Source organism: Siminovitchia sediminis, assembly GCF_042680885.1.
GTDB classification, from domain to species: Bacteria; Bacillota; Bacilli; order Bacillales; family Bacillaceae_C; genus Siminovitchia; species Siminovitchia sediminis.
The window spans coordinates 41,150-52,182 of record NZ_JBHUEO010000062.1 but is presented as its reverse complement, the minus strand read 5'-3'; the positions used below and the strand labels follow the sequence as shown (position 1 = coordinate 52,182).

Here is an 11,033-nt window from a genome sequence, read left to right as displayed (position 1 = left end):
GCACCAAGGTGACGGTATACTCGGAGTCCAAGGGCTGGGCTCAGATCAACTATAACGGCAGGACCGGATATGTAAGCAGTACCTACTTATCAGGAAGTGCACCATCGTCCAAACCATCCGGCTCAGCTCCTGCGCAAGCGAAGACAACGGCAAAATATGTGAACGTGAATCCTGGTTCCACTCTAAACGTAAGAAGCCAGTCATCGACAAGCGGCAGTGTGATCGGCAGTTTGTCGTCTGGCACCAAGGTGACGGTATACTCGGAGTCCAAAGGCTGGGCTCAGATCAACTATAACGGCAGGACCGGATATGTAAGCAGTACCTACTTATCAGGAAGTGCATCATCGTCCAAACCATCCGGCTCAGTTCCTGCACAATCGAAGACAACGACAAAATATGTGAACGTAAATCCTGGTTCCACTCTAAACGTAAGAAGCCAGTCATCGACAAGCGGCAGTGTGATCGGCAGTTTGTCGTCTGGCACCAAGGTGACGGTATACTCGGAGTCCAAGGGCTGGGCTCAGATCAACTATAACGGCAGGACCGGATATGTAAGCAGTACCTACTTATCAGGAAGTGCACCATCGTCCAAACCATCCGGCTCAGTTCCTGCACAATCGAAGACAACGACAAAATATGTGAACGTGAATCCTGGTTCCACTCTAAACGTAAGAAGCCAGTCATCGACAAGCGGCAGTGTGATCGGCAGTTTGTCGTCTGGCACCAAGGTGACGGTATACTCGGAGTCCAAAGGCTGGGCTCAGATCAACTATAACGGCAGGACCGGATATATAAGCAGTACCTACTTATCAGGAAGTGCACCATCGTCCAAACCATCCGGCTCAGTTCCTGCACAAGAGAAGACAACGACAAAATATGTGAACGTCAATCCTGGTTCTTCGTTGAATATTCGAAGCCAAGGCTCCACTATCAGCAAAATTATCGGTAAATTGCCGTCTGGCACCAAGGTGACGGTATATTCCGAGTCCAAAGGCTGGGCTAAGATTACAGCCAATGGGTTGTCAGGCTATGTGAGCAGTGATTTCTTAACAACATCCAGTTCATCGGGTTCATCTGCAGATCCGGAGACAGGAGCACCTGTAAAGACAATTAAGTTTGTGGATGTCAACGCAGGGTCCATTTTAAATGTACGCAGCAAGCCTTCCACAACCGGACAAATTATTGACAGATTGACGAGAGGTACAGAGGTTGCGGTTATATCCGAGACAAGTGGATGGTCGAAGATTTCGGTAAATGGAAAAACAGGCTATGTGAGCAGTCAATATCTATCAGCAACAGACGAGAAGAAGGAAACAGTCAAGACAACAACGAAATACGTGGTGAGCCCCGATGCATCAGGTATTGCTATGCATAAAAGTCCAACTAACAATTCCTCTGTCATCGTCCATGTGGCAGCAGGTATTCCTGTTGAAGTCTATTCCGAAGAAAACGGCTGGGCGAAAGTAAAGGTTTATAATTCCGAAGGGTATATTCAATCCAAATTCCTTTCCGCCTCAAAGCCTGAAAGCGATACTGAGCAAACGGGGGATTCTGTTCAAACAAGATATGTTTCAGTCAACCCCGGTTCCAATTTAAATATGCGCTCGAAGCCATCGCTTCAAGGTACAGTTATTGCGAAACTTCCGAGCGGAACAGCCGTTCAATATCATTCTGCATCCAATGGCTGGGCCAAAGTCACAGTTAATGGAAAAACAGGATATGTCAGTACACAATACCTGACTGCAGGTCTGAAAGAACACGATAAATTAGAAGATAAAGCGACTGAGTATAGTTATTACGACCTGAGCCTTGATGAAATGGTGAAGATTCAAATGGCGGCCAACCCGCAGACAGATAAGCAATATGCCACGTATATAAGGGAGGACAGCTTAAGGCTGAATTCTTCTAAATCTGGAACTGTTGTTGGCGGAACTTGGAATGTCAGAAGCGGGGCCGGGACAAATTTCAGTTCTCTTGGCAAGGTCAGCTCCGGACGAAATTTGACCATCTTATCCTCAGTAAAAGGAGCAGATGGCTATACCTGGTATCAAGTAGCTTATAATACGGGGTGGGTAACAGCTAAAGAGGATGATGTAAGATATTATCTGGACCCGGACAATTTTATTAACGATCCGGTGAAGTCACTGCAGTTTGTTAACCTATCCAAAACAACAAACGCCCAGGCTCAAGAAATTAATGAAAAAATTCTAGCCGGAAAAGGGATTTTAAGCGGCAAGGCTGCTGCATTTATTGAAGCAGGCAAAATTCACGGAGTCAATGAATTGTATCTCATTTCCCATGCCCTGCTGGAGACAGGAAATGGAAACTCTCAGTTGGCCAAGGGTGTTAAGATCAATGGAAAAACAGTGTATAATATGTATGGCATTGGGGCCTATGACGGGGCAGCCGTTCAAAAAGGTGCCGAGTTTGCCTATAAGGCAGGCTGGTTTACACCTGAAGCTGCCATTATCGGCGGTGCCCAATTTATTGGAAGAAATTATATCAGCGCCGGCCAAAACACCCTATATAAAATGAGGTGGAATCCGGAGGCGGCTGTTGCCAATAATCGAGCCACGCATCAATATGCTACGGATATTGGCTGGGCTGTCAAGCAGATCTCCCAAATCCATAATTTATATATGCTGGTCAATTCGTACACCCTTCAATATGATATTCCAGTTTACAAAAAGCTTTAATATGATAGCCGCTCTGTCAGCTGTCAAGAAAGTCAGGTGAATCTGATTTTCTTGACAGTTTTTTTTAGGCTGATTTTATCGCTTCGAAGGTAACTTACTGAAAAAGATATCCATATTTCCATCACTTATAAATTTTTTCCCCGCCGCCATCTTCAATGATGATTCCCTTGATCTATTAGACTCTGACATAATCGTTTAGATGTTGTCCAACAAGATCATCCAATGAGTTTGATAGTGAATTACAGCTCCAATTTTCATTTGATGTTCCCGGTTGAAAGAATCCCAAAATGATAAAATAAACGGAATGATTCCATTAATGCAGGGTGAACGGAAGAGATTGTGCAGTAACATCCCCTTTTACCGATCAGAGAAAAAATTTAAATAAAGTGTAGTACCTTAAACACCGTTCCTCGTCTATAAATTGACGGCTGAAAGGGGGGGGGAGAAGTCTTGGATGAAATGCTCATTGAAAAAATCAAAAAAGGAAATGACCGTGCATTTCGCATACTTGTGGAAAAGTACCGTACATATGTTTTTCACACAGTGTATGGTGTACTGCGGAATGAAAAAGATGCAGAAGATGCAGCTCAGGAAGTGTTCATGAAAATATATGCTTCTCTCCCCCAATATGACAATCAAGGGTTTAAAACATGGATCACAAGAATAGCGGTCAATCACGCCATCGATATGAAACGAAAAAAAATGCGGCGGAAAGAAGAAATGAATGTTGAATATGAAGAGACGAGCCACTCCCCAACTGGAGACAGTGTTGAATGGCTTGTCATGAAAAGAGAACAACAATATCTGATCAGGAAGAGGCTAGATGAACTTCCTGATAACTACAGAACGGTTGTTGAAGGGTTTTACATAAAGGAACAAACATATGAGGAGTTGGCGAATGAGTTAGGCGTCAAAGCCAAAACCATCGAAGTCAGGCTGTATCGTGCAAGACAATGGATGAAGAAGCACTGGAAGGAGGATGACTTTTCATGAAACATATCGATAATGAGAAATGGATATTATACGTGACTGATTCTCTTGATGAAGACACGCGCGTCCACTATGAAAACCATCTTTACAGCTGTGATCACTGCTTGGAGCAATATTTAAAAGCTGTCCAAGCAGCAGAATCACAGATGCCCGTGTTGTCCAATCCATTGGGCTTTACAGACTCCATTATGAAGGAAATAGCGGTGGTGGAGGAAAAGGCACTAATAAAGCCCAAAAAGAACTTGCGCAAGCAGGCCTTCATGCATTATGCCGTTGCCGCAGCAATGACACTTGCACTCATGTCTGCAGGGGTCTTCTCACAACTGGTTTCCACCGTGAGTGCTTTTGAGAATTCAGCTGCAAAAGAAGAGCGCTCCATTATCAGCGGATGGTTAAATGAAGCAGATTCCATTACTGAAAAAATTGAGGAAAACATTAGGGAGGGAAACGAACATGAATAAAAATCCGATGATTGCGTTTTTGCTGGCTTTTTTTCCAGGCGGCGGATTGATGTATCTGGGGAAAGTCATGCGCGGGCTATTTTATACAACTGTTGTTATCGGAATTCCGGCCTTGTCGGCAGCTGTTGTATTCATAACAGGCTTTAATTTTTTTCTGGTCTTCGCTTTAGGAGGGCTTCTGATGTATCTTATTAATTTCATTGATACAGTGATGACTGCGTCAAAGCTGTATAATCGAACCGGCGAACCGGACGAAGGAGCGGCCGTTGAAAAAAATCCGGATTCTGAGCGCTTCTTCACAATTGTTCTTTCTATTATTCCAGGGCTTGGCCATTTGCAATTAGGGTTGGTATACCGTGGAATCACTATGCTTGCAGTTTTCTTGGGACTGGGCGTCATGATTTTGTTTGTCACCATGATGACAGGGAGATCCGAATTCCTTGTATTTCTTGCATCGCTGCCCATCATTTGGATTTACGGTTTTTTTGATGTCATGCAGCTGCTGGACCGCAAATCTAAAGGGGAAACATTAGAGGACCGGACAGTCCTTGAAGATTTACAAAACAAAAGGCCCGATGACAGAAAGAGCAAATCCATCGCCACGTTACTGTCCATCGTACCGGGTGCCGGTCATTTATACCTTGGATTGCAGAGACGCGGTATCCAATTGATGGCTGGCTTCTTATTGTCTATCTATATTCTTGATGTTTTGCGACTGGGGATTTTTCTTTTTGTAGTACCGATCCTTTGGTTCTATAGTTTTTTTGACGGACTGCAAAAGGCTTCCCAATATGAAAGCGGAGAAGTGGAGGATGAGCCTGTGATCACTTACTTGATGAACCATCAGAAATGGATGGGGATCGGCTTAATAGCAATGGGAATCTACTACCTGGGGACAGATGTTTTTCTCCCGATGGCAGAACCTTACTTGCAGAGCCATTACCAAATCAATGTTCATTTTATTGTTCAATCGTATATCCAGCCTGCTTTGATTTGTGTCATTTTGATTGGCGGAGGCATCAAGCTTTTGGCAGGTAAGAAAACAACTTCAAACAGGGAGGGTGAAGAAACATGAGGACATGGAGAGTCGGTTCTTTTTCAATGGGGGCTGCCCTTTTGCTCCTCGGCGTTGTTCTTTTGCTGTCACAGATTTTTAAGTGGGGGGACACGAATGTTGCTCTTCTATCTTGGTGGCCGATCATTTTTATCATTCTTGGTGCTGAGATAATTGTTTATTTAACAGTATTCAAAAAAGAAAAAAAGACCATTGAATATGATTTTATCAGCATTATTTTTATCACTGTCATTGGAACTTGCGGGTTGGTGATGACCATGCTGAGTACGAGTGGATTGTTGGACTTGGCAGGTCAAGCAGTGAAGGCCGAAGTCCGGACGATGGATCTTCCTTCATACGAAGAACGCTCATTAAACGGAATTAGCCGGATTGTCGTCGAATCGGGATCGTTTCCCCTAACGATTGAAAGTACAGAGGCAAAGACCGTCTCATTATTTGGTACCTATCAGGAAGAAACGGTTGGTGATCAACCACTGATAGAAAACGTCTCGGATTATATACTTTCAGAGAAGAAGGGTGATACGCTCTTCGTCAAGTTGAAAGAACTCCCTCATCAAAGGTTTCTCAATCATTATAACGATGCAGACGCGACTTTGCTCATCCCTGCAAATAAACAACTAGAAATCAAAGGAAGTGAAAGTCATTTAACGTTTAAACCCCGGGAATTGAAAAGCAACTGGTCCATCGATACACCGGGCATGGTAACCATTGAAACGGATGATCAGACCGATACGGAAATTGAAGCCCGTCATGTCTATGAATTGGAAGGGGCCTGGAAAGATGTTAAGAATCTAACTGAACAAGGCCTTAAGTCCGGACACATCTCCTTCGGCAAAGGAACCTCAACCATGACCGTCAATCATGCCCATATAGTAGAAGTAGACTAAAAAGTGATAAAAAGGTATGATTATTAAATGGAGACTTATTTTGACTTGATAGCTTGAAGGATGATGATTTAAATTGAAAAGAGCACGAATCATTTATAACCCGACATCCGGCAGAGAAATATTTCGGCGGCACATCGCTGATGTTTTACAAAAATTGGAGAAAGCCGGTTACGAAGCGTCCTGCCATGCAACCACAGGGGCTGGTGATGCGACACTGGCTGCCCGCACCGCAGTCGAGAGAAAATATGATGTATTGATCTGTTCCGGCGGAGACGGCACGATCAATGAAGTGATCAACGGATTGGCAGAACAGGAGTATCGTCCGAAGATCGGCATTATTCCAACAGGAACAACGAATGATTTTGCCAGGGCATTACATATTCCAAGGGATATTGATGCGGCAGTAGATGTCATCATTAAGGGAGATACTATTCCAGTAGATATTGGGCGAATGAATGACAGTTACTTTATCAACATCGCCGGCGGTGGAAAATTGACTGAGCTCACATATGAAGTGCCTGTCAAAATGAAAACTGTGCTGGGACAGTTGGCCTATTACTTAAAAGGGATAGAGATGCTGCCATCGATCAGAGCAACAGAAGTAAGTATTGAATACGACGGCAAACTATTTGAAGGGGAAATCATGCTGTTTCTTGTAGGTCTGACAAACTCAGTCGGGGGGTTTGAAAAGCTTGCGCCGGATGCATCCATCAATGATGGGTTGTTTTCTTTGCTCATATTAAAAAAGACCAATCTGGCTGAATTCATCCGGGTGGCTACACTGGCCTTAAGGGGTGAACATATTGATGATCCACACGTCATCTATACTAAAGCCAATCATATTAAAGTGAAATCCAAAGAAAAAGTTCAATTGAATATCGATGGTGAATACGGCGGATTGCTGCCAGTGGAATTCTATAATTTATACCGTCATCTGGAAGTGTTCGTTCCCATCGACCGTATTCGTCCTCAAGATAAAGTATAAAACAGGCCGTCACCCAAGTGGATGACGGTTATTCTTTTTATAGGGAAATCATGAAAAAATCCTACAGCAGTTTATATAAATAAAACTCGTCAACAGGCTGGCCATTAATCATCAGCGATCCAATTTTTTCCCCTTCTACCTGAAAACCCATTTTCGTATAAAGGCCGAAAGCTCTTTCATTATGTTTCATCACACTCACACTTAGACGGGTTAATCCTGCTTCTTTTCCCCAGTGGATGGCCTCTTTTAATAGACGAGTAGCTACACCTTTCTCGCGATGTTCCTCTGTGACCCCAACGGAAATTCGGGCAGCATGCTGGGTACGAGAAGACTCTCCGCCTAACACTGTACAAAATCCGATTAATCGGTCATCTTCTTCTGCAACAATAATCGTTGAATTGGGCTGCAGGAGAACTTTTTCAATTTGCTGTTCTTCTAGTTCTGTACTGGTTTTCCTTTCACCTGGTTCATATACCATCATATTGGAGGAGTCTACGCTTAAAATCAAGTTGGAAAACTGTTCGGCATCCTCCAGTTGAATATGCCTGATCTTCATGTCCATCCTACTTTCTCTGATTGAAATTTTCTTGATGATATCCCGTAAAAAATGCCAGCCCTGCAGCAAAGAAACACCCAGAAGCCAGCAGGATCCATGAAATGACAATATCTATATTGGAAGAAAAATTTTTGGCGAATAAAAGGTAGCCGCCCCCAAGTATGGACCCTAGGATCAGCAAATATTTCGCTGCTTTAAATTTCTTTTTTGGATCTGCTTGCGCATGTTTGTGGGTATATTTTACTCCCAAAAACGCCAAAACAATGACGAGAATCAATGAAAAAATCAATAGTGTCAAGCCAAGCATCCATTTGTACCTCCCATTTGAAGTACATTTTACCATAATTCGAGCGAATCCGCAGTTTTATTGGGAAACTGGATGCAGGTTCACAGTCATGTCGGAAAGGCGTCAAATTTCGTATTGAGTTTCAAAGTTGCTAAAAGTACACTAATTTTGTAGATAACATGAGAAAGGAAGTTGTTCAGATTGAAAAAACTTCTCGTTATTTTAGTCACAGTGCAAATGATACTTGCTGCCTGTTCCAGTAATGAACATAAGCATGCTGAAGAACAACTTGGAGAAGAGGCCGTGATTCATGGGGCTATAAGGGAGGAAACAACCGGATTGCAGGAATGGCCTTCATTTCTTCATGACAAGCCGGAAGATATGAAAATCATTTACCAGGCTGCTGCCTTGAATGCTGAACTGTTGGAAAAAATGCCTTGCTACTGCGGCTGCGGAGAATCGGTAGGACATAAAGACAACTATGACTGCTTTGTTCATGAAAATAAAGAGGATGGCAGTGTCGTGTGGGATGATCATGGCACGAAATGTATCGTATGCCTGGAAATTGCTGCCCAGTCGATCAATGATTATCAAGATGGAAGGTCTGTCAAGGAAATCCGCCAAATGATCGATGAGCAATATAAAGAGGGATATGCAGAGCCAACTCCTACGGAGGAAGTGTAAAATAAGAAAGCATTTATTCTGGTAGAGGAGCCTTCAGGATATATATATCCAACGCTGTTTAAGGGAAACGAATCAGAGCCTATATGGCAGCCTTTCTACTTTTTATCAGTTCTTACAGCTCAAGATGTACGAAGGGCTTGATGAGAACGAGCTCCCTATCCATGAGTGTGTTAAGCCTATTGGTTTGATGTTATACTGAGGCAAAAAGGAGTGCCTGGACTCATGCTGCTGAATAAGATAAAAGAATCAAACTATATTGTTATATTAACAGGTGCTGGAATGTCGACAGAAAGCGGTCTGCCGGATTTTCGTTCTTCAGAAGGTCTATGGGAACAAGAAGATCCGAGCCGTATAGCAAGTGTGGAAGCGCTCAATCGTGACGTGGAAAAGTTTTTTGATTTTTACCGTCATCGTGTTCTGGGCCTGCGAGACTGTAAGCCTCACGCTGGGCATGAGATTCTAGCAAAGTGGGAAAAGAAAGGAATGATCAAAAGTATTATTACACAAAATGTGGATGGCTTCCATAAGGAAGCGGGCAGTGAGAAAGTGGCGGAGTTGCACGGAACTTTGCAAAAGGTCCATTGTCAATCATGCGGAAAAAGATACGATAACTCCACGTACGCAAGTGAACAGTACACATGTGATTGCGGCGGAAAGCTGCGGCCGTCAGTCGTGCTGTTTGGAGAAATGTTGCCTGAAGATGCAGTCATGCAGGCAGCGGAAGAAAGTGAGAAGGCCGATTTATTTATTGTTTTGGGCTCTTCATTGAGTGTGACCCCGGCCAATCAGTTTCCGTTAATTGCCAAGCAAAATGGAGCGTATCTTGTGATTGTCAACATGGAACCTACTGACCTGGACATCTACGCGGACGAAACCATTCATGGCCGTAAAATTGGTGAGTTGCTGCAGGAATGGGATAAACAGCTTTAATAGGATAGGAAGGCGCGGGCCTTCCTTATTTTTATATCATTGATATGGTACAATCAAACAAGCAAAACAGCCAAGAAAAGGAAGAAAACAATGAGTAAACAAATGGTGCCTATTCGAAAGAATGATGAGATTGATGTAATTTTTGAAGATTTAACCCATGACGGGAAGGGTGTTGCCAAAGTAGACGGTTATCCGTTATTTGTCGGCAACGCTTTGCCGGGCGAAAAGGGAAAAATCAGGGTGACCAAGCTAAACAAAGGCTACGGATTTGGCAGGCTGCTGGAATTATATGAAGAAAGTGTATTTCGCACGGAGCCGACCTGTCCTATTTTTGCAGAGTGCGGAGGGTGTCAGCTGCAGCACATCACATACGAGGGACAGCTAAAGGCGAAAGAGAAACAAGTGCGTGATGTAATGGACCGGATCGGCAAGCTGGGAAATATCAACATCCATCCTGTGTTGGGCATGGAAAATCCGTGGCACTACCGGAATAAAGCCCAGGTGCCCGTCGGCGAGCAAGAAGGGGGCCTTGTCGGTGGGTTTTACAAACAGCGCTCCCATGAAATTGTTAATATGGAAGCCTGTCTGATCCAGCAGGAGGAAAATGATGAGGTGCTGCAAAAGGTCAAAGCCATCTGTAATGACTTTGGAATCAGAGCTTATAACGAAAAAAACCATAAAGGGACGTTAAGACACATCATGATCCGCTCTGGAAAAGTGACCGGAGAAATTATGGTTGTACTGATCACAAGGACACCGGATATTCCGGGCAGAAGAAAGCTGGTCGAAAGAATTGTGAGCGAGATTCAAGAAGTGAAGTCTGTCGTGCAAAACATTAATCCGAAAAGAACGAATGTTATCTTTGGCGACCAGACTCATGTGCTGTGGGGAGAAGAGTACATCTACGATACGATCGGAGAGGTCAAATTTGCCATTTCCGCCCGCTCTTTTTATCAGGTGAACCCCGAGCAGACCAAAGTGTTATATGACAAAGCCTTAGAATATGCGGACTTACATGGACAAGAGACCGTCATCGATGCCTATTGCGGGATTGGCACCATTTCATTATTTCTGGCGCAGCGTGCGAAAAAAGTGTATGGGGTTGAAATTGTCCCGGAGGCCATTGAAGATGCGGAGCGAAACGCTGAATTAAACGGTATCGATAACGTGGAATTTGCAGTGGGTGAGGCAGAAACCGTCATTCCGAAATGGTATGAAGAAGGAGTAGAGGCCGATGTCCTTGTCGTGGATCCGCCAAGAAAGGGATGCGATGAGAGCTTGCTGCAGACCATCATTGAAATGAAACCTAAGAAAGTGGTTTATGTCTCATGCAACCCGGCTACTTTGGCGAGAGACCTTCGGATTCTGGAAGACGGAGGTTATAAAACAGTGCAGGTGCAGCCCGTGGATATGTTTCCGCAGACGGTGCACGTGGAGTGTGTTGCTCAATTAACGTTGATATAAGGGCTTTAATGAAAGGTAT

Annotated in this window: 11 protein-coding genes; 9 read left to right on the top strand and 2 right to left on the bottom strand. The window is 43.8% G+C overall.

The features are described from left to right. The 6 genes from ACFSCZ_RS15930 to ACFSCZ_RS15905 all read left to right on the top strand — a co-directional run. The coding region (locus ACFSCZ_RS15930; RefSeq protein WP_380775231.1) for an SH3 domain-containing protein at positions 1-2,696 on the top strand (2,696 nt) is incomplete at its 5' end. 459 nt (positions 2,697-3,155) lie between these two features. Further along, on the top strand, positions 3,156-3,689 hold the full coding sequence (locus ACFSCZ_RS15925) for an RNA polymerase sigma factor (RefSeq protein ID WP_380775300.1): 534 nt from the start codon (positions 3,156-3,158) through the stop codon (positions 3,687-3,689). Then, entirely contained in the window at positions 3,686-4,147 is a 462-nt protein-coding gene (locus ACFSCZ_RS15920) for an anti-sigma factor (RefSeq protein WP_380775229.1), read from the top strand. Before ACFSCZ_RS15925 ends, ACFSCZ_RS15920 begins: the two co-directional genes overlap by 4 nt. Next, positions 4,140-5,222 carry a hypothetical protein gene (locus tag ACFSCZ_RS15915; protein WP_380775227.1) on the top strand — a complete coding sequence of 361 codons (1,083 nt, stop codon included), beginning with the start codon at positions 4,140-4,142 and terminating at the stop codon, positions 5,220-5,222. The genes ACFSCZ_RS15920 and ACFSCZ_RS15915 overlap by 8 nt, the downstream gene beginning before the upstream one ends. After that, positions 5,219-6,109 (top strand): hypothetical protein, encoded by an 891-nt coding sequence (locus ACFSCZ_RS15910; RefSeq protein WP_380775226.1) that lies wholly within the window; start codon positions 5,219-5,221, stop codon positions 6,107-6,109. Before ACFSCZ_RS15915 ends, ACFSCZ_RS15910 begins: the two co-directional genes overlap by 4 nt. A gap of 73 nt (positions 6,110-6,182) precedes the next feature. Next, on the top strand, positions 6,183-7,094 hold the full coding sequence (locus ACFSCZ_RS15905) for a diacylglycerol kinase (protein WP_380775224.1): 912 nt from the start codon (positions 6,183-6,185) through the stop codon (positions 7,092-7,094). 61 nt (positions 7,095-7,155) lie between these two features. Here the strand turns inward: ACFSCZ_RS15905 and ACFSCZ_RS15900 are convergent, their stop codons facing one another. Further along, positions 7,156-7,656, bottom strand: coding sequence for a GNAT family N-acetyltransferase (locus ACFSCZ_RS15900; protein WP_380775222.1), 501 nt, complete (start codon positions 7,654-7,656; stop codon positions 7,156-7,158). Between the two features lies 1 nt (position 7,657). Further along, positions 7,658-7,957 (bottom strand): hypothetical protein, encoded by a 300-nt coding sequence (locus ACFSCZ_RS15895; RefSeq protein WP_380775220.1) that lies wholly within the window; start codon positions 7,955-7,957, stop codon positions 7,658-7,660. A 180-nt stretch (positions 7,958-8,137) separates the two neighbouring features. On the opposite strand from ACFSCZ_RS15895, the gene ACFSCZ_RS15890 reads away from it, so the two are divergent. From ACFSCZ_RS15890 to rlmD, 3 genes are all read left to right on the top strand, one after another. Next, entirely contained in the window at positions 8,138-8,620 is a 483-nt protein-coding gene (locus ACFSCZ_RS15890) for a PCYCGC motif-containing (lipo)protein (protein ID WP_380775218.1), read from the top strand. Between the two features lie 222 nt (positions 8,621-8,842). Then, positions 8,843-9,550 carry an NAD-dependent protein deacylase gene (locus ACFSCZ_RS15885; protein ID WP_380775215.1) on the top strand — a complete coding sequence of 236 codons (708 nt, stop codon included), beginning with the start codon at positions 8,843-8,845 and terminating at the stop codon, positions 9,548-9,550. A 90-nt stretch (positions 9,551-9,640) separates the two neighbouring features. Then, complete coding sequence (gene rlmD, locus ACFSCZ_RS15880; RefSeq protein ID WP_380775213.1) at positions 9,641-11,014, top strand: 23S rRNA (uracil(1939)-C(5))-methyltransferase RlmD; 1,374 nt, start codon at positions 9,641-9,643, stop codon at positions 11,012-11,014. Positions 11,015-11,033 lie beyond the last annotated feature (19 nt).

Excerpts from the sequence above, each read along its gene's own strand:
- ACFSCZ_RS15925 (WP_380775300.1), top strand. The coding sequence starts at position 3,156 with ATGCTCATTGAAAAAATCAAAAAAGGAAATGACCGTGCATTTCGCATA.
- ACFSCZ_RS15920 (WP_380775229.1), top strand. The coding sequence starts at position 3,686 with ATGAAACATATCGATAATGAGAAATGGATATTATACGTGACTGATTCT.
- ACFSCZ_RS15915 (WP_380775227.1), top strand. The coding sequence starts at position 4,140 with ATGAATAAAAATCCGATGATTGCGTTTTTGCTGGCTTTTTTTCCAGGC.
- ACFSCZ_RS15910 (WP_380775226.1), top strand. The coding sequence starts at position 5,219 with ATGAGGACATGGAGAGTCGGTTCTTTTTCAATGGGGGCTGCCCTTTTG.
- ACFSCZ_RS15900 (WP_380775222.1), bottom strand. The coding sequence starts at position 7,656 with ATGGACATGAAGATCAGGCATATTCAACTGGAGGATGCCGAACAGTTT.
- ACFSCZ_RS15895 (WP_380775220.1), bottom strand. The coding sequence starts at position 7,957 with ATGCTTGGCTTGACACTATTGATTTTTTCATTGATTCTCGTCATTGTT.
- ACFSCZ_RS15885 (WP_380775215.1), top strand. The coding sequence starts at position 8,843 with ATGCTGCTGAATAAGATAAAAGAATCAAACTATATTGTTATATTAACA.
- rlmD (WP_380775213.1), top strand. The coding sequence starts at position 9,641 with ATGAGTAAACAAATGGTGCCTATTCGAAAGAATGATGAGATTGATGTA.